The sequence below is a fragment of the Rhizobium sp. T1470 genome, from assembly GCF_042140505.1.
Taxonomy (GTDB): Bacteria; Pseudomonadota; Alphaproteobacteria; order Rhizobiales; family Rhizobiaceae; genus Rhizobium; species Rhizobium favelukesii.
In genome coordinates this window covers 2,832,205-2,852,652 of the sequence record NZ_CP148091.1, presented here as the reverse complement: position 1 = coordinate 2,852,652, position 20,448 = coordinate 2,832,205, and the positions used below count along the sequence as shown (strand labels likewise).

23 protein-coding genes and 2 pseudogenes are annotated in these 20,448 nt (G+C 59.6%); 12 read left to right on the top strand and 13 right to left on the bottom strand.

The window, feature by feature from the left end; genetic code table 11:
* Positions 1 to 28: 28 nt before the first annotated feature.
* The 3 genes from tnpB to WGT02_RS14405 are packed head-to-tail and all read right to left on the bottom strand — an operon-like array spanning position 29 to position 1,087.
* A complete protein-coding gene (gene tnpB, locus WGT02_RS14415) occupies positions 29 to 382 on the bottom strand; it encodes an IS66 family insertion sequence element accessory protein TnpB (protein WP_208245162.1) in 354 nt (117 codons plus the stop codon).
* Positions 363 to 821, bottom strand: coding sequence for a transposase (locus WGT02_RS14410; protein ID WP_208245161.1), 459 nt, complete (start codon positions 819 to 821; stop codon positions 363 to 365). The genes tnpB and WGT02_RS14410 overlap by 20 nt, the downstream gene beginning before the upstream one ends.
* 47 nt (positions 822 to 868) lie before the next feature.
* Positions 869 to 1,087 (bottom strand): GNAT family N-acetyltransferase, encoded by a 219-nt coding sequence (locus tag WGT02_RS14405; protein ID WP_225039683.1) that lies wholly within the window; start codon positions 1,085 to 1,087, stop codon positions 869 to 871.
* A gap of 206 nt (positions 1,088 to 1,293) precedes the next feature.
* Between WGT02_RS14405 and WGT02_RS14400 the strand changes: the two genes are divergently transcribed.
* Together WGT02_RS14400 and WGT02_RS14395 are read left to right on the top strand one after the other, a co-directional pair.
* Positions 1,294 to 2,354 (top strand): IS630 family transposase gene (locus tag WGT02_RS14400; protein ID WP_208247307.1). Its coding sequence is split into 2 segments (ribosomal slippage): positions 1,294 to 1,786 and positions 1,786 to 2,354, totalling 1,062 coding nucleotides; the frame shifts between segments, so codons are not numbered across the junction.
* Between the two features lie 20 nt (positions 2,355 to 2,374).
* Positions 2,375 to 3,331: pseudogene (locus tag WGT02_RS14395) on the top strand (IS630 family transposase).
* Between the two features lie 12 nt (positions 3,332 to 3,343).
* On the opposite strand, the gene WGT02_RS14390 reads toward WGT02_RS14395, so the two are convergent.
* A complete protein-coding gene (locus WGT02_RS14390; RefSeq protein ID WP_318246551.1) occupies positions 3,344 to 3,490 on the bottom strand; it encodes a hypothetical protein in 147 nt (48 codons plus the stop codon).
* 264 nt (positions 3,491 to 3,754) lie between these two features.
* Here WGT02_RS14390 and WGT02_RS14385 point away from each other — a divergent pair, with 264 nt between their 5' ends.
* Both WGT02_RS14385 and WGT02_RS14380 read left to right on the top strand, forming a co-directional pair.
* Entirely contained in the window at positions 3,755 to 4,345 is a 591-nt protein-coding gene (locus tag WGT02_RS14385; RefSeq protein WP_024313605.1) for a 3'-5' exonuclease, read from the top strand.
* 63 nt (positions 4,346 to 4,408) lie between these two features.
* Positions 4,409 to 4,903 carry a CreA family protein gene (locus WGT02_RS14380; RefSeq protein WP_024313604.1) on the top strand — a complete coding sequence of 165 codons (495 nt, stop codon included), beginning with the start codon at positions 4,409 to 4,411 and terminating at the stop codon, positions 4,901 to 4,903.
* A 17-nt stretch (positions 4,904 to 4,920) separates the two neighbouring features.
* Here the strand turns inward: WGT02_RS14380 and WGT02_RS14375 are convergent, their stop codons facing one another.
* The 3 genes from WGT02_RS14375 to WGT02_RS14365 form a co-directional block, all read right to left on the bottom strand.
* Positions 4,921 to 5,331 carry a GFA family protein gene (locus WGT02_RS14375; RefSeq protein ID WP_024313603.1) on the bottom strand — a complete coding sequence of 137 codons (411 nt, stop codon included), beginning with the start codon at positions 5,329 to 5,331 and terminating at the stop codon, positions 4,921 to 4,923.
* A 226-nt stretch (positions 5,332 to 5,557) separates the two neighbouring features.
* Positions 5,558 to 6,025, bottom strand: a complete 468-nt coding sequence (locus tag WGT02_RS14370) for a chemotaxis protein CheW (protein ID WP_018858340.1) — start codon at positions 6,023 to 6,025, stop codon at positions 5,558 to 5,560.
* Between the two features lie 2 nt (positions 6,026 to 6,027).
* Positions 6,028 to 7,992 carry a methyl-accepting chemotaxis protein gene (locus tag WGT02_RS14365; protein ID WP_208250127.1) on the bottom strand — a complete coding sequence of 655 codons (1,965 nt, stop codon included), beginning with the start codon at positions 7,990 to 7,992 and terminating at the stop codon, positions 6,028 to 6,030.
* Between the two features lie 353 nt (positions 7,993 to 8,345).
* Here WGT02_RS14365 and WGT02_RS14360 point away from each other — a divergent pair, with 353 nt between their 5' ends.
* The 3 genes from WGT02_RS14360 to WGT02_RS14350 are packed head-to-tail and all read left to right on the top strand — an operon-like array spanning position 8,346 to position 10,973.
* The gene (locus WGT02_RS14360; RefSeq protein WP_024313601.1) at positions 8,346 to 8,948 is read left to right on the top strand and encodes an SCO family protein; all 603 of its coding nucleotides are present in this window, start codon (positions 8,346 to 8,348) and stop codon (positions 8,946 to 8,948) included.
* 4 nt (positions 8,949 to 8,952) lie between these two features.
* Positions 8,953 to 10,080, top strand: coding sequence for an NAD(P)/FAD-dependent oxidoreductase (locus WGT02_RS14355; protein ID WP_208250129.1), 1,128 nt, complete (start codon positions 8,953 to 8,955; stop codon positions 10,078 to 10,080).
* 14 nt (positions 10,081 to 10,094) lie between these two features.
* Positions 10,095 to 10,973, top strand: a complete 879-nt coding sequence (locus tag WGT02_RS14350) for a 50S ribosomal protein L11 methyltransferase (RefSeq protein ID WP_208250131.1) — start codon at positions 10,095 to 10,097, stop codon at positions 10,971 to 10,973.
* Positions 10,974 to 11,130: 157 nt separating this feature from the next.
* Here the strand turns inward: WGT02_RS14350 and WGT02_RS14345 are convergent, their stop codons facing one another.
* Complete coding sequence (locus WGT02_RS14345; RefSeq protein WP_208250133.1) at positions 11,131 to 11,304, bottom strand: hypothetical protein; 174 nt, start codon at positions 11,302 to 11,304, stop codon at positions 11,131 to 11,133.
* A 280-nt stretch (positions 11,305 to 11,584) separates the two neighbouring features.
* Here WGT02_RS14345 and WGT02_RS14340 point away from each other — a divergent pair, with 280 nt between their 5' ends.
* Positions 11,585 to 13,420 carry an aminopeptidase P family protein gene (locus WGT02_RS14340; protein WP_208250135.1) on the top strand — a complete coding sequence of 612 codons (1,836 nt, stop codon included), beginning with the start codon at positions 11,585 to 11,587 and terminating at the stop codon, positions 13,418 to 13,420.
* A 30-nt stretch (positions 13,421 to 13,450) separates the two neighbouring features.
* Here WGT02_RS14340 and WGT02_RS14335 read toward each other — a convergent pair whose 3' ends face one another.
* Positions 13,451 to 13,759, bottom strand: a complete 309-nt coding sequence (locus WGT02_RS14335) for an AzlD domain-containing protein (RefSeq protein WP_024313597.1) — start codon at positions 13,757 to 13,759, stop codon at positions 13,451 to 13,453.
* A gap of 2 nt (positions 13,760 to 13,761) precedes the next feature.
* The gene (locus WGT02_RS14330; RefSeq protein ID WP_024313596.1) at positions 13,762 to 14,478 is read right to left on the bottom strand and encodes an AzlC family ABC transporter permease; all 717 of its coding nucleotides are present in this window, start codon (positions 14,476 to 14,478) and stop codon (positions 13,762 to 13,764) included.
* Positions 14,479 to 14,610: 132 nt separating this feature from the next.
* Between WGT02_RS14330 and WGT02_RS14325 the strand changes: the two genes are divergently transcribed.
* Positions 14,611 to 14,859, top strand: a complete 249-nt coding sequence (locus tag WGT02_RS14325) for a DUF2164 domain-containing protein (RefSeq protein ID WP_208250137.1) — start codon at positions 14,611 to 14,613, stop codon at positions 14,857 to 14,859.
* Here the strand turns inward: WGT02_RS14325 and pncA are convergent, their stop codons facing one another.
* The 3 genes and pseudogenes from pncA to WGT02_RS14310 all read right to left on the bottom strand — a co-directional run bounded on the left by pncA (position 14,860) and on the right by WGT02_RS14310 (position 18,603).
* Complete coding sequence (pncA, locus tag WGT02_RS14320; protein ID WP_208250140.1) at positions 14,860 to 15,486, bottom strand: bifunctional nicotinamidase/pyrazinamidase; 627 nt, start codon at positions 15,484 to 15,486, stop codon at positions 14,860 to 14,862.
* 105 nt (positions 15,487 to 15,591) lie between these two features.
* The gene (locus WGT02_RS14315; RefSeq protein ID WP_024313593.1) at positions 15,592 to 16,872 is read right to left on the bottom strand and encodes a sugar MFS transporter; all 1,281 of its coding nucleotides are present in this window, start codon (positions 16,870 to 16,872) and stop codon (positions 15,592 to 15,594) included.
* A gap of 266 nt (positions 16,873 to 17,138) precedes the next feature.
* Positions 17,139 to 18,603 (bottom strand): annotated as a pseudogene (locus tag WGT02_RS14310) (diguanylate cyclase domain-containing protein).
* A 300-nt stretch (positions 18,604 to 18,903) separates the two neighbouring features.
* On the opposite strand from WGT02_RS14310, the gene WGT02_RS14305 reads away from it, so the two are divergent.
* From WGT02_RS14305 to WGT02_RS14295, 3 genes are all read left to right on the top strand, one after another.
* The gene (locus WGT02_RS14305) at positions 18,904 to 19,497 is read left to right on the top strand and encodes an isoprenylcysteine carboxylmethyltransferase family protein (protein ID WP_225039681.1); all 594 of its coding nucleotides are present in this window, start codon (positions 18,904 to 18,906) and stop codon (positions 19,495 to 19,497) included.
* Between the two features lie 76 nt (positions 19,498 to 19,573).
* The gene (locus WGT02_RS14300) at positions 19,574 to 19,975 is read left to right on the top strand and encodes a DUF488 domain-containing protein (protein WP_024313591.1); all 402 of its coding nucleotides are present in this window, start codon (positions 19,574 to 19,576) and stop codon (positions 19,973 to 19,975) included.
* A gap of 89 nt (positions 19,976 to 20,064) precedes the next feature.
* Positions 20,065 to 20,412, top strand: a complete 348-nt coding sequence (locus tag WGT02_RS14295) for a hypothetical protein (protein WP_024313590.1) — start codon at positions 20,065 to 20,067, stop codon at positions 20,410 to 20,412.
* The last annotated feature ends 36 nt before the right edge of the window (positions 20,413 to 20,448 follow it).

The following is a 20,448-nucleotide window of genomic DNA, read 5'->3' as shown; positions in this document are numbered from 1 at the left end:
CCCCGTCAACCGCAGACGTCGAGAACTGTCAGCCGGCGATCTGGTATTGCCGAACCGGATGGCGGACCATCGCGTCGATATCAATGCCGTCGAGAATCCAGTGTAATTGCTCGGTCGTCAGCGTTACCACCATCATCTCCCGACGTGGCCATCGGAACCGGTCTTCCGACAATCGCTTCAGCACCATCACAAAACCGGACCGATCGAAGAACAGGAGCTTCATCCGGTCACGGCGGCGATTGCAAAAGGCAAAGACCGCAGGCGCAAACGGATCGAGCTCCATCACCTCCTGCACCAGGACCGCAAGGCTGTTGATACCGGCCCGGAAGTCGATCGGCTCGCGGTGCAGGTAAACCTTGATATCAGCGCCCAGTCTGAACATGACCCAGAGCTCCGATGATCGCCGTCAACGCATCCACATCACCGCATTCCAGCGAAAGCTTCACGCCGTTCGGCAGCAACGCGCTGATTTTGGAAAAACCTGACAGATGGGCCGTCTTCTCCAGTGATGCCGGTTGTTCTTCACCATACGCGACCGGTATATCCAGCGAGCGCATCCCGACAGGCAGGCTGCCGTCTGCTGCGACGACCGGGATAAACGGCGAGCTTGCAGATACCGCCGACAAGCCAGCCTCCCTGGCCTCCTTGACCCACTTGCGTAGAAGGTTGGCATTGACCCCATGGCCAAGCGCAAGGCCTGATATAGAAACACCAGGCTGGAGGCAAGCCGTAACAAGCCGCGCCTTTGATCCTGGATCATAGCGCCGCCGACCATCACGCCCCACCAACCGCACACGCAGCTTCTGCTCTTCGTCATTCATATTTGGTGTCCACCTATTTCAAGTGGACACTTCATGCGGCAGAGAACTCAACGCGAAAAGGCGCATGGAAATGAGCGCTTACTAATGTTCAGCCAGTTGTCCGCGGCGTCGATGACGGCGGCGAGCAGCGCGTTGCCGATACCGCGGCCGGCAAAGTCGTCATGAACGCCCATGCCGATGCTGGCGACGTGATTGCGACGGCCGCGGAAGCGGGTCATGCCGATGTCGCCGACGATTTGCCCGTCGATGGTTGCGACCAGACGCATCGCGTCCGGATTGCTGTTTTCGACATGGCGGCGGGTTTCTTAGAGCATCGCACTTGAATTGAGAATCGAGTGGGGTTTTCACGAGGGTATTGGTGTGATTCACTGCGGTTGGAGGTGAATCATACCAGCGTGAGCGATCTCTGACTCTTTTTGAGGTTTCCAAATCAGTTGAGTTCTGAATCAATACCGCAAACGGAGGTTTGCGGATGACATCAGGAATTCCACTGCGCGATGACTTCGACGGCTTCGCTCTTCGGGCGTTGGCCAAAGGCACGAAGGATGCGGCACAGGCTCGGCGGCTTCTTGCCCTTGCCGAAATCTATGATGGCCATTCCCGCAGCGATGCGGCCAGGATCGGAGGCGTGACCCTGCAAATTGTCCGCGACTGGGTTATTCGCTTCAATGCGCGTGGCCCGTCGGGGCTCATCAATGGCAAAGCACCCGGCAATCAAGGAAAGCTTTCCGACGTGCATCGCCAGGCTTTGGCAAAGATCGTCGAAAGTGGCCCGATACCGGCGGTGCATGGCGTTGTGCGCTGGCGGCGCAAGGATCTTGCTCAATGGCTGTTCCAAGAATATCGGATATCCGTCGATGAAACGACCATTGGCCGCGAATTGAAGGCGCTCGGCTTTGCAAAGCTGTCTGCCCGCCCGCGCCATTACGCCCAGAACGAAGGCGACCTGGAGAGTTTTAAAAAAAGTTCCCCGCCACACTGGCAGCCATCAAAGGCAGGCTCCCGAAGAACGTCGAGATTGAGCTCTGGTGGGCCGACGAAGCTCGGATAGGCCAAAAGAACAAGATCCCCCGGCGATGGGCACGCAGGGGAACAAGGCCTTCGGCACCACACGATCAACGCACGATGTGGACCTATATCTTCGGCGCTATCTGCCCCAAGAAGGGCAAAGGTGCGGGTCTCGTTCTTCCCTACTGCGACACCAGCGCCATGAACCAGCATTTGATCGAAATCAGCCAGGCCGTCGATGACGGCGCTCATGCCGTGCTGATCGTTGATCAGGCGGGGTGGCATGTCACGCCGAAGCTCGATGTGCCCGACAACATCACACTGCTCTTCCTGCCGCCACGCTCGCCCGAATTAAATCCCGTCGAGAACGTGTGGCAATTTCTGCGTGACAACTGGTTGTCCAACCGGATCTTCAAAGATTACGAGGACATCGTCGCCCATTGCTGCGACGCATGGAACAAGCTGGTCGCTCAGCCGTGGAAGATCATGTCGATTGGAATGCGTGACTGGGCGCACCGGTTTTGATTAGCGCTCGTTGGTATCACATGGGTAAATCTCATTCTGTTGATCTTCGTCAGCGTGTTGTTTCCATGGTCGCTAGCGGCCAATCACGGCGAGCCGCTGCCCGTCATTTCGCAATCAGCGACAGCAGTGCGATCAAGCTGCTGCAACGCCGGGAGCGGACTGGGCTGATAACCCCCGCGCGTCAAGGAAGGCCACCAGGTGCAGGGAAACTGTCGGCGTTTCGCGATTTCCTGGTCGCACAGGTCGAAGGCAAACCGGATATCACCATGCCAGAGCTTGCCCGTCGCCTTGAGGATGAACATGGATTGGTTATTCCACCATCGTCCCTGTCGCGGTTTTGATAACGCAGGGATACACATATAAAAAAACAGATAATGGCGTCGGAACGCGCTCGCGCTGATATCCGAAAGGATCGTGATGTCTGGATTTCGAAACGCCAACCCCGGATGCGATTTGAACCGCATCGACTTGTTTTCTTGGACGAAACCTCGGTGAACACAAAGATGGTGAGACTGCGTGGGCGCTCCCCGCGCGGCGAGCGTCTCATCACGGATGCGCCCTTTGGCCACTGGGGGACACAGACATTCATTGCAGGCTTGCGCTGTTTCGGTCTTACTGCGCCCTGGATTATTGACAGGCCGATGAACCGGGAAATCTTCGACACCTACATCGAGACCCAGCTTGCGCCGACACTCGAACCAGGCAATGTCGTCATCCTGGATAATCTTCGCGTTCACAAGAGCGATAAAGCCAAAGCCTGCCTCAAGGAAGTTGGTGCGTGGCTCCTGTTTCTGCCGTCTTATTCGCCAGATTTGAACCCGATCGAAATGGCCTTCGCCAAAATTAAGGCCCATCTCCGAGCCGCCGCCGCTCGCACGTTTGACGCACTCTCAAATGCGCTCGGATCCATCTGTAACCTCTTCAACAGCCAAGAATGTCGAAACTATTTTACAGCCGCAGGCTATGGGTTCGATTAAAGGTACGGCGCTCTAGATACTCTGGTAGGGCGGACGCAAGGTCCCGGCCCGAAAGCCCGGCAGATTGACCAGCGCTGCCAAGGCCTCGGTGTCGGACGAACGGATGGCTCGGATCAACAGTCCGACAGGTGCTTTTCTGCTGCTTGGATTATTCTGCATACAACTCTCCTTGTCATTGCGAGGGGAGCCGGTTCCCGAACCCTGCTCGCCTCGGCAGGGGTTTCGGGGCTGGACGGACTGCTTCTAGCGCACCGTGGCTCCCGCCAACCCCGCAAGGGTGGTGGTCGTCAGCGTAAGCGTTATGGCCATCGATCCGTTCATGCTCGCCATGTTCGCAATCCGGTTGCGGATGTCAACAGCCTGGTTTGCGCCGACAGGGCAGGAAGGCTATGCCAGATCGATACAATCGAATCGGAAGCCTCGTTGAAGACTATCGCCATTGATTTCGAGACAGCCAACGAACAGCGCGGAAGCGCCTGCTCGGTCGGACTGGCATGGATCGAGGACGGCCAGGTCACGCGCGTCGAGGAGCGGCTCATCCGGCCGAAGGAGATGCGGTTCTCCGGCATGAACATCGCCATCCACGGCATCCGGCCGGAGCAGGTCGAGGACGCGCCGGAGTTTCCGGAGGTGATGGACGAGTTCCACGACGATTTCCGAGGCGCGACCATGATCGCGCACAATGCGGCTTTCGATTTTAGCGTCTGGCGTGCCTGCCTCGATCTCTATCGGCAGTCTTATCCGGAACTCACCTATCTCTGCAGCCTGAAGATGGCACAGCGGATCTGGCCGCATTTCCTATCGCACCGGCTCAACATGATCGCCGAGCATCTCGGCCTTCGCTTTGCGCATCACAATGCAGCCGAAGATGCCGCCGTCTGCGCGCATGCGGCGATCGCGATGGCAAAGGCCGTCGGGGCCGCCGCCGTGAACGCCATTCCTGCTGTGATCGGCATGAAGCCGGGCCGGCTGACGTCAAACGGGTATGAGGCCTGCACCTGCAGGAAGCAGTGAGCACTTCCTTGTAAAGACCCCTGGCGCGCTTACCTTAGATGCTGATGCAATCAGGGAGCCGTCATGTCCACAAAGAGCTATATCGCGCTTGCCACCGCGTCACTCATCGGTCTTAGCGCTGGCACCGTGTCGGCCGACGTCGTCGGCAAGGTTGGGGTTGACTGGATCGGCAACGACATCATCATCGATGCGGTGGCCGACCCGCAGGTGAAAGGCGTGACCTGCCACGTCACCTATTTCGACCGCAGCGTCATCGACCGCGTAAAGAACGGCAACTGGTTTGAGGATCCCTCGAACAACTCCATTGCCTGCCGGCAGACAGGGCCGATCGAGATCGGCGACATCGACCTGTCGAAGGGCGGCGACGAGGTGTTTAAGACAGGCATGTCGCTGATCTGGAAGAAGCTGGTCGTCAACCGGATCTACGACAAAGAGAACGACACGTTGATCTATCTTGCGCATTCGCGCGAATTGACCGACGGCTCGGCCAAGATGGCGATCTCGACCATCCCGCTCTACGGCCAGAACGTTTTGTGGAAAAACGGCAAGCCGCAATAGCAGCGTGGCTCGTCGAGTTAGGTGCGGCTTTTGGGATGGGCCGGCAGGTCATCGCAGATGATATCCCAGGACACCTTTTCGGATGTCCAGACGTGAAAGGTCGGGTGATACTCATCCGGCTCGTCGAGGCTGACGGTCATGATGTCGATCAAGCCGGGGTCCGCATCGTTCTGGTAGCCGAGCGGGGAACCACATGAACCGCAAAATGTCCGCACGACGCCCTTCGAGGAGGCGAAAGCCCGCGGGGCTCCTTGTTCATACACCAGTGTTCGCACGGGAAAGGTGACGAACGGCAGCGTCGGAGCCGAAGCAACCTTTCGGCATGTGTGGCAATGGCAGATGCCGCTACATAGGGGCGCCTCGTCGAGTCTATAGCGGATCGCGCCGCAGCCGCATCCTCCGGTGTGGCGGGTCTTTGCATCGCTCATCCTGCGTATCCCATTGCCTTTTCCAACGACATTCAAACGCCTGCCTTCGCCCTTGATTTACAAGGCTATGTCCAAGGACCGCATGACGGAGGTGGCGTTCGCCAACGAGATAGCCTGCAATACGGCCCGAAGAATGGCATAGAAAAACCGCTTGCAACGTTCTGTCGCAAGCGGTTCGGAAGTGTTGTCAGCGGTCAGGGCTAACAGCGAAACCCGGCTGGTCTGATCACGCGGCCTGTGCCAGCTCGTCGGCGATGACGGTGTCGAGGTTCAGGAAGCAGACCATGGTCTTTTCGAGCGCCACGATGCCGCGGCAGAAGGCGCGCTGTGCTTCCGGGATGATCTCAGGCGCCGGCTGCAGGTCTTCGCTCTTGATGGTCATCATATCAGATACCTGTTCGACCAACAGGCCGACCAGCTTGCCGGCAATGTCGGTGACGATGATGGCGGAGCGCTCGGACGGTTCCGTCATCTTCATGCCGAGGCGGCAGGCCATGTCGATGACCGGGATCACCGCACCACGCAGGTTGATGAGACCAAGCACGTACGGCGGCGTGTGCGGCATCGGGGTCACTGGCGCCCAGCCGCGGATTTCGCGGATCGCCATAATGTCGATGCAGAATTCCTGCTCGCCGAGGTGGAACGAGACGATCTCGAGATGCGAGCCGGTCTGGTTGATGACGGTGTTGTTCATGATCAGAATTCTTCCCAGTTGTCTCCGGCCGGTGCGGCCATGGCTCTGGCGGTTGCGCCGCCGCTGAATGCGCCCGCGACCTTGCCGATCAGGCTTCGTGCGGGAGATGGTTTCGGATGCGAGACTGCGGTGGCTTCCCGCGGCGTGGAACGGGCATTCATGCCCTCGCCGATCTTGAACGTCTGGATCAGGTGGATCAGGCTGTCGGCATCGGTGGCGAGCGCGCAGCTTGCAGCGTTCGTCTCTTCCACCATGGCCGCGTTTTTCTGCGTGACCTGGTCCATCTGACTGATGGCCGTGTTGATTTCGTTCAATCCAGTGGATTGTTCGCGTGCAGAGGTTACGATTGACTTAACGTGTTCGTCGATACGCAAAACATCGTCGCCGATCTGGCGCAAGGCTTCGCCGGCTGCCGTCACGAGTTCACCGCCAGCCTTCACCTCAGCCCCGGATTTTCCGATCAAAGCCTTGATATCCTTGGCGGCACCCGCAGCGCGACCGGCGAGTTCGCGTACTTCCTGCGCGACGACCGCAAAGCCCTTGCCGGCCTCGCCCGCACGCGCCGCCTCGACGCCGGCGTTGAGGGCGAGGAGATTGGTCTGGAAGGCGATCTCGTCGATGACGTTGATGATCGTTCCGATCTCGCGCGAGGCGGCTGCGATACGCTCCATGGCCGCCATGGCATCGGTGACGACGATGTCTGATTTCGCGGTGTTCTGGCGGGTATGGGCGACCATGTGGCCGACTTCTTCGGCGCGGCTGGTGGCGCTGCGAACCGTTGCCGTGATCTGATCGAGTGCGGCAGAGGTCTCCTCGAGCGATGCCGCTTGCTGCTCCGTGCGCTTTGCGAGGTCGTCCGCAGCTGAGCGCATCTGCCGGCTGTTTGCCTGGATGGAAGCGCCGTTCTGGGAGATCCCGGCCATCGTCTGGCGCAGCGTTGCCGTCGTCTCATTGAAGTCGCTGCGCAGGCGCTCCAGTTCCGGCTTGAACGGCTGATCGATGGTGACCGTCACGTCGCCGCCAGCGAGCCGTGTGAGGCCCTGGCCAAGCGCATTTACTGCACGATTGAGCGCTTCGGCATCTGCCAGTTTTGCCGTTTCGCGGCTGCGACGCTCGGCATCGCTCTGCTGACGCTCGCTTTCGCTTCGCGCCTGGAGTTCCTGCTTCTCGATTGCGGCAAGGCGAAAGCTCTCCGCCGCGCGCGCCATGTCGCCGATCTCATCGCCACGCTCGGTGGCGGGGACGTGGCGATTGAGATCGCCACGCATGATCCCCTGCATGCTCGTGCGTACGCCCTCGATGCCGCGGCGAATCGAGCCGCCGTGGATGTACTGCAGGATCGCCATCGTCACGATAGCGACGATGCCAAGTGCAAGCTGGATGTGAATCGCTCGCCGCGAGATCGCATTGGCTTCGTCGATTTTCCTCTTGGCGAATTCGCCGCCTTGGCGCGCGAACTTCTCCAGTGTCGCCCCCACCTTTTTGCCGCCACCGTCGATGGCGTCATCTAGTCTGTCGAATTCACTGTCAGGCGCCGCAGAATCGACGGCAGCCTTCAGGTCTCCGACGATATTCTGTCCCAGCGTCGCCACGTCTGCATCATACGTGGAGAGCAGGCCTCCCGCGTTTAGCTCTTCTTCGAGGCGGTGCATTTCCTTGGAACTGCTCTGTAGCTCGCCGATTGCTTCGTTCATTAGTTTAAGGCGTTCGGGCATCACGGCGCGATCGCCGCGATCGACGATAGTGTCCATGGCGGCAAGAATTAGAGTGAGATTTGCGGTGCGCAGCTCGTTGATGTGATCGACGCTGGCCTGGATCTCGTTGGCGTGCCTCAGAGCGGCGTCGGCGCTCGAATTCTGGTACCAGCCGACTCCAAGCATCGCGCCGAAGCCGATGAATGCCGCACCGGCCAGCGTTCCGAGCCTCTGGCCAACGGAGAGGCTCTTGCGCACTTTCATATCGCTCATGTGACGATCATCCCCTCCGCGATGAGACGCGGCATGTATCTTGCGCTCACGCGGATAGCCGGGGTTGAAATGCCAGGCAGACGTCATGTCACGAGAACGGCGACCGTTCTATCCATCGCTAAATATAGATATGCATTTTTAAGTATTTACTAACGCTCAAAGATTGTAGGTTGCCTTTGTTGCGTCGAATATGTGTTTGTAAATACAGGAGTTTCCAATTTTGATTGCGCCTTTTCCGTGTGCTGGTGGGGCAATCGGTCGCCGCCTGGAAAACATCTTGTTGAATTGCACCGTGAAGAACGAGGCGATATCACCCGGAAACGGGAATGGTCCCGATCTCAGAGGTTCGATCGATGAAGACTGTCCGCATTGCGGTCTGGGTTGCGGTGCTGGTGATGGCCGGAATTCTCGGCTGGCTGACGCTCAATGTGACCAAGACAAAAGAGGCCGTATCCGAGGGACCGTTCGGCGTGCCATTCACGCTTGTCGCCCAGAACGGCCAACCAATCACGGAGCAGGCCTTCCGCGGCAAGCCGACGGCGCTCTTCTTTGGCTTTACCCATTGCCCGGAGGTATGTCCGACAACGCTGTTCGAAATGAATGGTTGGCTGGAGAAAGTCGATCCGCAGGGCAAGAAGCTTCAGGCCTATTTCGTCACTGTCGATCCGGAGCGCGATACGCCTGACGTCATGAACCAGTACGTCTCCAATGTCTCCAAGCGCATTGTCGGTATCACCGGCGCTCCCGACAAGGTTGCCGACGTCATCAAGGGTTACCGCGTCTACGCCAAGAAGGTTCCCGTGGACGAGAGCAATCCGAACGGTGACTACACGATGGACCACACGGCCTCGGTCTTCCTGCTCGATTCGGCAGGGCGGTTCTCCGGTACCATCGCCTATGGCGAAAATCCCGATACGGCTGTAAAGAAACTGGAGAACCTCGTCAGCAAGGGATGACGGCATGGCGTCAGGGCATCGCAGCATCTTGATCGCCGGGGCCGGCGCGTCCGGCCTGGCTGCTGCCCTCGAACTTGCCCGACGCGGGTTCCTTGCGCGTATCGTCGACAGCGACGCCGGACCCGTGCCGCTGACGGAAAGCCGTGCGCTGGGCATCAATGCCAGAACGCTGACGCTTCTTTCGCCTTCGCGCGTGACGGACACGATCCTGCAGGAGGCGCAGCGGATTGCGCACTTCCGCATCGTCTCCAAGGGCAGACTGCTTGCCGACATCGACACGACGAGGGTTCCCGGCCCCTACAGCGCAATCCAGGCCCTGGCACAGGGGCATACCGAGCGGCTGCTGCTGGGCAAGCTTTCCGACTATGAGGTTGCTCCAGAGTGGCAAACGGCGGTGGAGACGGTCTCCGGGGATCTTTCGAAGCCGCGGGTAACGCTACGGAAGGCAGATGGATCGGTCGAAGCGGCGGATTTCGATATCGTGGTCGCTGCCGACGGCGCCCATTCGGCGGTGCGCAGGGCCGTCGGCATCGGCTTTCCCGGGCAGGCGCTGGAGAGCAGCTTCTATCTGGCGGACTTTCGTTATGCTGTGCCGATCGATCCCGGTTTTGCCGAGATCAGCCTGTTCGATCCAGGCATGATCGGTCGTCTGCCTGTCACGCGCGATGTGCTGCGCTACATCTCAACGCTTCCCGATTTCGAGAGCCGAATCCAACATCCCGCGCCGGTCGCCGAGCGCGTCTGGGCGTCCGATTTCCGCATTCATTTCCGCCACGTCGCCATGATGGCGAGGGGCAACGTGTTTCTTGCCGGCGACGCAGCGCATATTCATTCGCCGGCCGGTGCGCGGGGGATGAACCTTGGCATCGAGGACGCGTGTTGGTTGGCCTGGCTCATCTCGGAAGGGCGGGAGCGTGAATATGCGGGTCTCAGGATGCCGGCGGTGAAGACGGTGTTGAAGCAGACGCATCAACTGACATCGCTTATTACCATGAAGCATCCGGTGGCGATCGCGATCCGCAATCTTGCCGTCCCCTTACTTTTGCGAATACCCGCATTCCGACAAAAATTGCTTCACGACGTTTCCGGATATGATACGCAGTCGCCGCCCTGGATCGATGGCGCACTATAGAAGAAAGACCGCTTGTGAGTGAAATACGCCTTTATGTGACGACGACCGAAGTGCAGGCAGGAGAGATTCTGGACCTGCTGTCCGATGTCTTCGGCGAAGAAGACTTCGCAATCGCGACCACTGAGATCGATGAGAGGAAGGATATTTGGGAAGCCTCGGTCTACATGATGCGCGAAGACGAACTGCAGGTTCGCGCGCGCGTCGAGGAAGCGCTGAAGGTGAGCTTTCCCGAGGCCAAAGTCGAGCGCGAAGTGATTCCCGATGTCGATTGGGTGGCGAAGTCGCTTGAAGGGCTAAAGCCGGTTCGGGCGGGGCGCTTTCTCGTCCACGGATCGCACGACCGCGACAAGGTGCGCTCCGGCGACATTGCGATCGAGATCGACGCCGGCCAGGCTTTCGGTACCGGTCATCACGGCACGACGGCTGGCTGCCTGGAGACGATCGACGCTGTCTTTCGTTCCCGCCGGGTGCGGAATGCGCTCGACCTCGGGACTGGTAGCGGCGTTCTGGCGATTGCCGTCAGGAAGCTGCGGAATATTCCTGTTCTAGCAACGGACATTGATCCGATCGCGACGCGGGTCGCTGCCGAGAACGTTCGGCGCAACGGCATCGCGTCCGGCATCGCCACCGAGACGGCGCCGGGGTTTCACTCCACCGCCTTTGGCGCGCATGGCCCCTTTGATCTGATCATCGCCAACATCTTGGCGCGACCCCTCATCAAGATGGCACCGCAGCTCGTGAACCATTTGGCGCCAGGAGGCTCGGTCATTCTCTCCGGTATTCTGGCCGCGCAGCGCTGGAAGGTGCTGGCCGCCTATAACGGTGCGCATTTGCGGCACGTCCGCACGATCTGGCGCAATGGCTGGGTGACGATCCATCTCGATCGTCCTTGAGGTGAGACAAAAGAAAAGGCGGTGCCAATGGCACCGCCTTCGGACCAGTTTCCCGGTCAATGCCCGCGAGCTCGAAGGAGGAGGAGCGCTCGAGCGGGCTCTACTGGTTCTGATCGCCGGTCCGATGAGGGAGGAGGAGAACGGAGCGGCGAGTTGCTCAGAACGCGTAGCTGGTTGCAACCTGGCGGCGCGTAACCTTCTGGCCGGCGCCCAGCAGATTGAGGGTGTCCTCATTGAGCGGACGGCGCGAGCCGATGACGTGACGCACAGTCTGGCGTTCGCCAGCCTGTACCGGGCTGCTGTAAGCGAAGCGCGACAGAAGGGCAGTCATATCAAAATTCCTTTTGTTTCGTTTCAGGTTCGTCTCGAACCAGTCTGATGGCGCCTATATAGCGATTTAGAAAAGTCGAGGGAGAGGGTTTCGTTCATGGGAGCCATGCGTGGAATGCATAAAGCGTGCCAATTTGCGAATGGGCGCCTCATTTCCGCCGGATTATTGCGCGGCTTTCGCTCACACGTCACGTCGCGAATTTCTCGTATTCGTCTGAGATTCCGATAACATAGACGTGTCCTTTCGCAGCGGATTCGTCCAAGAAACCGGGTTATTGAGCATGTTCCAGTCTTTCGAAGTCACCTCGACGCCACAATTCGGCCGAAATCGCGTCTCGGCCTTGCGCGCAAGTTTTGACGCGCTTGATATCGACGCCTTTCTTGTGCCGCGCGCCGACGAGTTCAACGGCGAATATGTGCCGGCTTGCGCGGAGCGCTTGTCGTGGTTGACGGGCTTCACAGGGTCGGCGGGCGTCGCGCTGGTAACGCGTTCCGAGGCGATCGTCTTCGTGGACGGGCGCTACGTGACACAACTTGCCGAGCAAGTGGACAACTCCGTCTTCATTGGTGGAGATCTTGTGAACGAGCCGCCTCATGACTGGCTCGCCAAGAACGGCTCCAGGGGCTTGCGTGTCGGCATCGATCCCTGGCTCCATTCGGGAGCAGAGGTGAGGCGGCTCGAAAAGGCGCTTGCCGAGATTGGCGGTTCGCTCGTTGTCCTGCCCTACAATCCTCTAGACAAGCTCTGGAGCGACCGGCCGCAGGAGCCGCTGGGGCAGGTGATGATCCAGAACATCGTCCAGGCGGGCGTGCTCGCGACGGAGAAGATAGCAACCATCACCGCCGATCTTGCAACGAAGAATCTCAAGGCGGCGCTGATTGCGGATCCGTCTTCAGTCGCCTGGATCTTCAATATTCGCGGTACCGATGTGCCGCACACGCCGCACCCGCTGGCGCGAGCAATCATCTATGCCGACGGCAACGCGGATCTCTTCCTCGACAAGCGCAAGACCGGCATCGAGGCCGAAGCCTACCTCGCGCAGATGTGCGTACAGCTTCCGCCCTCGGAACTCGACAAGAAGCTCGCGGCTGTTGCGAAGGATGGCGGTAAAGTTCTGGTCGATCCGGACCTGACCTCCTATGCCCTGGCGGAGATCATTCGCAAGGCAGGCGGTGAGGTCGCAGAGGGCAACGATCCTGCCAAACTGCCGCGGGCGGTCAAGAACAACGTCGAGATAAACGGCTCCGCGGCCGCGCACCTCCAGGATGGAGCAGCGATGGTCGAGTTTCTCTACTGGCTCTCGCAGACGAAGCCCGGGACCGTGACCGAGATCGAAGTTGCGCAAAAGCTGGAAGCATTGCGCGGCCGCGTCGGCGAAAGCATGCAGAACCCGTTGAAGGACATTTCCTTCGATACGATCTCCGGTGCCGGCGAACATGCCGCAATCATGCACTATCGTGTGACGACAGAAACGAACCGCAACCTGGAAGCCGGCGAGCTCTTCCTGATCGATTCCGGCGCCCAGTACATCAACGGTACGACCGACATTACCCGTACCGTTGGTATCGGCGCGGTCACCGAGGAGCACAAACGTTTCTTCACGCTGGTGCTGAAGGGGATGATCCAGATCAGCACCGCACGTTTTCCCAAGGGCACGCGTGGCTGCGATCTCGATCCGCTCGCCCGCATTGCGCTCTGGCGGGCCGGCGTCGACTTCGCCCATGGCACCGGCCATGGCGTCGGCTCCTATCTTTCGGTGCATGAAGGTCCGCAGCGTATCTCGAGGCTTTCAACGCAGGAGCTGCTGCCCGGGATGATCCTTTCAAACGAACCGGGCTACTACCGCCCCGGCGCCTTCGGTATCCGTATCGAGAACCTGATCTATGTGCGCGAGGCCGAGGCGATCGACGGCGGCGACATGCCTATGCTGGGCTTCGAGACGCTGACCTTCTGCCCAATCGACCGCAGTCTGGTCATTCCCGAACGTCTCACGCATGACGAGCTGCGTTGGTTCAACGGCTATCATGAGCGCACCCGCGACGCGCTGATGCCGCTGATCCACGACCACGACGTCAAGGCGTGGCTGGAAAATGCGACGCTGCCGCTGGAATATTAAGCGCGGCGGCCTTGCTCGCCGCCGGTGGCGTCACATGCCGATCGTGTGACGCCAGCCCATGACGACGAGCCAGGCGGCAATCAGCATCCAGGTGTGCGAGACCCGCAAGCCGACGAGGAGCGCGACGAGCAGGGCCAGTTTCGAATCCCAGCCGCCGGTGAAGAAGGCCGGCGCGACAAGGGTCGTCAAGACCGCGGCAGGGACTGCGGCAAGCGCGGCCTCCATGCGCGGCGGAATCCGCTTCATCGTGGTGATGAGGATATAGCCGCCGATGCGGGTCGCGTAGGTTGCAACTGCCGCAGCGGCGATCACGAGTGCCATATGAAGATCGAAGGCCATCGTCATACCTCGTGAAGATCGGATTCGAGTTCCTGTTCACGAGGCGGGGGCGGGAACAGGGCGGCAAGGATGATGCCCGCCGCGGCACCCAGGCTGACGTGCCAAGGCGAGCCGACATAATGATAGGCGATAACAGAGGCGACCGCGCTGACGGCGGCAACCGGCAGAAAATTGTCGCGATGACGGAAATCGAGGACGATACCGAGGAAATAGGCCGGCAGCAGGATGTCCAGTCCGATCGATTTCGGGTCGCCGATGAAGCTGCCGAGCAGGCCGCCGAGCAGACTGACCAGGACCCAGGGTATGTAGATGATGATGCCAAAGCCGAGATACCAGACAAAGGTGACTGGCTTGCCTGATTCGCCGCGTTTTGCCGTTACCGCAAACTGGGGATCGACCAGCAGGAAAAAGGTGAAGAACTTCTGGATCGGAGAGAAGTGTTTGATGTAAGGCGCGATTGCCGCCGAATAGAGGACATGGCGAAAGTTGACAGCCAGAATGGAGGCGACGATCAGCCACGCCTGGACGTTATGACCAAAGAGCTCGATGCCGACCATCTGGCTCGCGCCGGCATAGACCGTGGCACTCATGAAGGTCACTTCTGCAAGCGACATGCCGTTATCGACCGCCAGTGCTCCGAACAAAGCCCCGAACGGGGCCGAGGCCAGCGCAACGGCTGAACCACCGCGCAAACCGTCGAAAAAATCAGCGCGACTCATCGGCGACAATCCTTCTGGAATCTTGCCCCCGTCTAAGGAGGGGCGGTATCTGCCGCAAGCAAATTTCCTTGATTGAACGATCGATTTCGCTGAACGATGCACGCGTGACCGATTGCCGTTCGCGGAGAGAACATGAATCAGATCGAATTTTCGAAGGAAGAGAAGGCCGAGCTCATTGCACGGATCCAGCATTATTTCGACCGCGAGCTGGACCAGCCGATCGGCCTCCTCAAAGCGGAGTTCGTTCTCGAATTCTTTGCGAAGGTAGTTGGCGCCGCCTGTTACAAGAAGGGGCTTGAAGACGCGCAGGCCGCCCTCACCAGACGCATGGATGACTTTTCCGAGGACGTCTATCAGTTGCAGCGGAATGCGACGGAGTGATCAGCCTTCCAGAACCTTCCGGCTGGTGACGATGTCGATGCCATGCTCGCGCATCTCCTCGATCGCGGCCGTGACGCCTTCGGGCGTGATACCGCGGCTGGCATCTTCGACAAAGCGAACCCGCACGCCCGGCATCATCTCGATCGCGTCCAATGCCGAGAACTTCACGCAATAATCGGTTGCGAGACCGCAAACGTCGAGTTCCGTGACGTCCTGGCCTTCGAGAAAATCGGCGAGCCCCGTCAGCGCGTCCTGATCATTGTCGCGAAAGGCGGAGTAGCTGTCGACGTTGCGATTCTCACCCTTTTGCAGGATGAGATCGATCTTCCCCATCTTGAGGTCTGGATGCAGTTCCGCGTCCGGCGTACCCTGGACGCAATGATCCGGCCACAGCATCTGCGGCTTGCCGAAAAGTGTGCCGACTTCGAATGGCTTCTTACCGGGATGAGAGGAGGCGAAACTGCCGTGGCCGGGCGGATGCCAGTCCTGGGAGGCGATGATCAGGTCGTATTTGCCGCTCTCGATCAGCCGGTTTGCGATGGGAACCACGTCGTCGCCGTCCGGTACAGCGAGGTTGCCGCCCGGGCAAAAGCCATTCTGAATATCGACTAGAAGCAAGGCTTTCATCGGTGCGACTCCCTGGATTTTGCACTGCACCATGCCAAGGGCCGAGGGATGGCGCAAGCGCCAAGACGCTTCGCCGCAGGGGCGGCGAAGCGAGCCTTGAAAAGGTCAGGTTGGCCGGTGCCCCTTCAGCCCATAAAAGGCGATGTAAGCATAGCACAGAACCGGCATTAGGAAGGCGAGATGTATGCCGACGGTGTCGGCAAGGGCGCCCTGAACCAGCGGTAGCAGCGCGCCGCCGACGATGGCCAGGCAAAGGATTCCGGAGCCCTGACTGGTATATTTTCCGAGACCGTACAGCGCCAGGCTGAAGATCGTCGGGAACATGATCGAATTGAAGAGGCCGATTGACAGCACGGACCACATGGCCACGTGACCGCCCGAGAAGACGGTGAGCAGCAGCAACAGGATCACTGCGACTGCATTGAAGGCCAATGCCTTGCCGTCATTGACGTAGCGCATCACGACAGCGCCAACGAAGCGGCCGATCATCGCACCGCCCCAGAAGTAGGACACGTGATGAGCGGCCTCGGTTTCCGAAAAGCCGGCAATGTCCGGCTGGCTCATGAAGTTGACGAGGAAGCTGCCGATGCTCACCTCTGCGCCGACATAGAGGAAAATGCCGACCGCGCCGAGCACCAGATGGCGATGCTGCCAGGCCGAGCCGCCACCGGTAATCGGCTCGATGTCTTCGGCGCCTTCGACGTGCGGCAGCTTCAGGGCTGCAAAGAGCGCTGCCAGCAACAGGAAGGCGACAGCCAGCATCATGTAGGGAAGCTTCACGGCGCCGGCTTCTGCCAGTCTCAGAGCATCCAGCTGTTCGGGTGTCGCGCCGGCAACGGCGGCCGTCGCAGCGGACAGGATCAGGAACGCGCCGAACATCGGGGCAAGCGTGGTGCCGAGCGAATTGAATGCCTGTGTCAGCGTCAGGCGGCTTGCAGCCGTGTCGGGCGGGCCGAGCACCGTGACATAGGGGTTCGCTGCCACCTGCAGCAAGGTGATCCCGGTTGCCAGCACGAATAAGGCGCCGAGGAAGAGAGCGTAGACACGGTAACTCGCCGCCGGAATGAAGAGCGCGCAGCCGATCGCCGAGATGAGGAGGCCCGCTACAATGCCCCACTTATAGCTGATACGCTTGACGAGCGCGCCGGCGGGGAGGGAGACGATAAAGTATGCGCCGAAGAAGCAGAGCTGGATCAGCATCGATTGCGTGTAGTTCAGCTGGAAGACGTTCTTCAGGTGCGGAATGAGAATGTCGTTCAGGCAGGTGATGAAGCCCCACATGAAGAACAGCGATGTCAGGGCCACAAGGGCAAACTGATAATTCGCTGCTGGGGAAGTCGATGCCGGGCGTATCGTCGCGGCATTGTTGGTGATGATACCAGCCACTGTCTTGTACCTCTTGTTCTTGTTTGCGCCGGAAATTTTCCGTTGAAGCCGTCGAAACGACGGGTCGGCGGTGGCTCGGCAGGCGCTTTGGGAGGAAGCATGCAGCAAGCCACGGGGCTTCATATAACCGTTTGAAACAAAATTGGTAGCATGCAATCGATTTTTATTGTGCGTCGCGATATGCGCTTCGCCCTTGCGAACACGCATCTAGGCGCAGGATTTCACGCCAGCGTCACTGAAGGCCGGGGCGGGCGTCTTGGCAGTGTTCAGGCGGCCGAGGCGGACTTTTCGTTCGTGGCCGCGCCGCCCTGTTCGTCGGCCTTGCGGCTGGCGTGGTAGGCGCGCTTCTGCGTGTACATGGCAATATCGGCACGCCGCACCATCGACTCCATCGTTTCGCCGGGCTCGCTTGTCGCGACACCGAGCGAAATGCTGAGCGGAGCATTGGAGTAGAACTGGTTGTTGATCTTGAGGAGTTCGCCGATGGTCTCGACCATCGTGGCGACAGCCAGCTTGTCGGCGCCAGGCATCAGCACTGCAAATTCATCGCCGCCGATGCGGGCCGCATGATTGGGTTGCGCGGCAGCGCCGTTCAAGACCTCGCCAAGGCGGCGCAACAGTGCATCGCCGGCATCATGTCCGAGCTGGTCATTTGCCTCCTTCAAGCCGTTGAGATCGATGATGACAGCAGAGACCGGACGCAGCGACTTGCGCTCGAGCCTGTTTAATTCGTCGGCATAGAAGGCGCGATTGCGCAGCTTGGTCAGCACGTCGTGCTTGCCGAGATATTCGAGATAGGCCTCTGCCTTCTTGCGTGCGGTGATGTCGGTGAGCGCCACTTGCACCAGTGCCCAGTCGGCTTCGTGACCGGGAAGGACGGAGAATTGCAGGAGGACGTAGCGTTCCGAGCCGTCAAGCGCGTAGTTGATGACCTCGCGCTGGTGGAAAAGCCTGCCGTTCCACAGTTCGATCAGCTGTTCGCGGAAGTGTTTTTCCATATCGTCCCGAAAGACTTCGCCCATGCGTTGCAGAAGTGTGTGACGGTCGGGCGCGCAGAACAGATCGAGGGTCGCCTGATTAACGTCGATGACCCGGATTTCGCTCATGCACTGGCGCACGAACTCAGGATGGACATCGGTGAAGACCCTGAAATCGTCGATGCCGCGATCGCCGACATTCTCCAGCAGCAGCTTGATCTGGCTGAAATCCTCAACCCAGAGGGAGACCGGCGAATGCTCGAAAATGCCTTCGGCGTAGCGGCGGTTTTCGCACTCCTTGCGACGCGCTTCCTCGCGCGCCGTAACATCTTCCGTCGTCAGCATCACCTGCGCCAGCGACTGCTCATGGCCCGGCAGCACCGAGCCGCGCAGCTGGATATCGAGCCGGCGTCCGGACAGCGTGTAGTTGACGGCGCTGCTGGTGAACTCTGTCTTGCCCTCCCAGAGTTCGGCCAATTCGTTGACGTGGCTTTCGAGCATCTCATCGCGAAACACGGAACCGAGATTCGCGACGAGGTGGTCGAGGTCGTTGGCCTCGAAGAGTTCCAATGTCTTGCGGTTGACGCGCAGAACGCGGATCAGCCGCGAGCAGGACGCGACGCGGGTTGTGTCGTCTCCCAAGTAGGCCCGAATGTCGACGACGCCTTCGGCGCGCCAGCGATGCCTTGACCCCGCTGAAATCCTCGATCCACATCGCGATTGGTGACAGATCGAAGATATCGGAATCGCTCATGACAGGACTTTCGATTTTGGCGTTGCCTGTGGAGGCACAGCACTATTTGATCGATCTTTAAGAGTGATTCGTTAACCTTCGCTTGACGCGGCGTTGTTGGTGGCCCGCCGCGCTGGCCGCTCTCATGCGAGGAGCCATTGACGCCCGCACGATCCGACCAACCTTCCTTCGCAGAAGAGATCGCGGCTTCAAAGGCGCGAAAGAGCGACAATGGTGAGTAGCGTTCAGAGTATTGGGCGGCAGGCGACGGTCAGGTTTTGCCTCGTTATGCTCGGGATGATCTTCCTTGCTGTGGGATCCATGTCTTACTGGCAAGACTGGCTGTTTCTCGCGAATTTCTGCGGCTGGTGCGCAGCCCTCATGGCGTATTTTGTCAAGCGCGACCCGGCGTTGGTCCGGCAGCGTTTGAGCGTCGGACCCGCTGCGGAACGGGAGCCATCGCAAAAGCGGATACAACTCTTCAACAGTATCGCAATCATAGCGCTTTTCGTTGTCTCGGCGCTCGATTGCAGGTTCGGTTGGTCGGGCACCATTCCTGTCGCTGTCGTGCTTCTCGGCAATGTATTGATCGCCCTCGGCTTCGTCGGGTGCTTCTTCGTCTTCCGGCAAAATTCCTTCGCCGCGGCAATGGTGCGCGTAACGGAAGAGCAGCGGGTGATCTCGACAGGGCTCTACGGTATGGTGCGCCATCCCATGTATGCCTCAGTGTTGCCGATGTTCCTCGGCGTGCCCTTGGCGCTGGGCTGCTATTGGGGCGTGCTTGTGGTACTCCCGGTCCCTGGCGGTCTCGTCGCGCGGCTGCTCGACGAGGAGAAACACCTTGTGAAGCAATTGACTGGCTATGCCGACTACCGCGAGAAAGTCAGATGGCGTCTTTTCCCTGGCCTCTGGTAACCGAAGGATATCCTGCGCAGGCTGGTGAGGAGGCAGCGATTGCGATCGTTATCGCACCAAGTTGATGGAGGGCGAAGTGGCTATCAGTGTCGTTCAATTAGGTTCGGCGCGGGCTGCCGGCGAGGGGGTGCGCATCGGCACCGTCCGCCGACCGCCGCGCGGTGTGCCGAAGGAGGAATTTTCCAGCCGCAACTATTATGACGTCTGGCTGCCGATCCTTTCGCCGAGCCAGGCCCTGGTGAGCGAAGCGAAGGCGGCGACCACGGACGCCGAATGGGCGGCGTTTGTGCGCAGCTTCAGGAAGGAAATGAAAGTGCCGGAGGCGAGCCACGTGCTCGACCTGTTCGCCACGCTTTCGAATGCCAGCCATTTTTCAATCGGCTGTTACTGCGAGAATGAAAGCAGATGCCATCGAAGCGTATTGCGGCGCCTGCTTGAAGAGCGGAATGCAACGTTTGCGGCGGAAGCCTGCGCCTAGCGCCCGCGTAGCATCGCGGCGAGTTGCGGCCTTGCTCACGCCGGGAATTTCTGCCTTTCTTTGCGAGATGATCACCCGGAGCCCAAGCCATGACCGAGCCCGGTCCAGAGGAGAAGATCGACGCGACATTCCGCAACGGCTCGCTAACAGCAGCCGGCATCATTCTCGGCTTTTCCTTGAGCTTCATAAGTCGCTGGGTCTCCAATCCGAACGATTGGAGCCGGATAGACATCTTTCCGATGCTGCTGCTCAGTGCGGGGATAGCCCTACAAGTCAAGGTTTTCGCCGACCTCTTGGCTCGGGATTCGCTGATTGCTGCAAAATATGATCGGGCCAGACGGCTGTTTCTGATCGGCATCGCGGTCGTCGCGGCCGGGATCGGGCTGGCATTGATCAATGACATACTGGGACTGGGATCGATGCCGATCCTGGGGTGAGCGGGCGCCACGCCCGCCCCGTGAGTTCGTACTTGC

Bases quoted from the DNA above. Each gene is read 5' to 3' on its own strand.
- WGT02_RS14330 (WP_024313596.1), bottom strand. From the start codon at position 14,478: ATGAGTCGCGCTGATTTTTTCGACGGTTTGCGCGGTGGTTCAGCCGTT.
- WGT02_RS14305 (WP_225039681.1), top strand. From the start codon at position 18,904: ATGTCTTACTGGCAAGACTGGCTGTTTCTCGCGAATTTCTGCGGCTGG.
- WGT02_RS14345 (WP_208250133.1), bottom strand. From the start codon at position 11,304: ATGACTGCCCTTCTGTCGCGCTTCGCTTACAGCAGCCCGGTACAGGCT.
- WGT02_RS14390 (WP_318246551.1), bottom strand. From the start codon at position 3,490: ATGCAGAATAATCCAAGCAGCAGAAAAGCACCTGTCGGACTGTTGATC.
- tnpB (WP_208245162.1), bottom strand. From the start codon at position 382: ATGTTCAGACTGGGCGCTGATATCAAGGTTTACCTGCACCGCGAGCCG.
- WGT02_RS14375 (WP_024313603.1), bottom strand. From the start codon at position 5,331: ATGAGCGATGCAAAGACCCGCCACACCGGAGGATGCGGCTGCGGCGCG.
- WGT02_RS14405 (WP_225039683.1), bottom strand. From the start codon at position 1,087: ATGCGTCTGGTCGCAACCATCGACGGGCAAATCGTCGGCGACATCGGC.
- pncA (WP_208250140.1), bottom strand. From the start codon at position 15,486: ATGAAAGCCTTGCTTCTAGTCGATATTCAGAATGGCTTTTGCCCGGGC.
- WGT02_RS14360 (WP_024313601.1), top strand. From the start codon at position 8,346: ATGAAGACTGTCCGCATTGCGGTCTGGGTTGCGGTGCTGGTGATGGCC.
- WGT02_RS14340 (WP_208250135.1), top strand. From the start codon at position 11,585: ATGTTCCAGTCTTTCGAAGTCACCTCGACGCCACAATTCGGCCGAAAT.
- WGT02_RS14370 (WP_018858340.1), bottom strand. From the start codon at position 6,025: ATGAACAACACCGTCATCAACCAGACCGGCTCGCATCTCGAGATCGTC.
- WGT02_RS14295 (WP_024313590.1), top strand. From the start codon at position 20,065: ATGACCGAGCCCGGTCCAGAGGAGAAGATCGACGCGACATTCCGCAAC.
- WGT02_RS14355 (WP_208250129.1), top strand. From the start codon at position 8,953: ATGGCGTCAGGGCATCGCAGCATCTTGATCGCCGGGGCCGGCGCGTCC.
- WGT02_RS14335 (WP_024313597.1), bottom strand. From the start codon at position 13,759: ATGGCCTTCGATCTTCATATGGCACTCGTGATCGCCGCTGCGGCAGTT.
- WGT02_RS14380 (WP_024313604.1), top strand. From the start codon at position 4,409: ATGTCCACAAAGAGCTATATCGCGCTTGCCACCGCGTCACTCATCGGT.
- WGT02_RS14410 (WP_208245161.1), bottom strand. From the start codon at position 821: ATGAATGACGAAGAGCAGAAGCTGCGTGTGCGGTTGGTGGGGCGTGAT.
- WGT02_RS14365 (WP_208250127.1), bottom strand. From the start codon at position 7,992: ATGAGCGATATGAAAGTGCGCAAGAGCCTCTCCGTTGGCCAGAGGCTC.
- WGT02_RS14325 (WP_208250137.1), top strand. From the start codon at position 14,611: ATGAATCAGATCGAATTTTCGAAGGAAGAGAAGGCCGAGCTCATTGCA.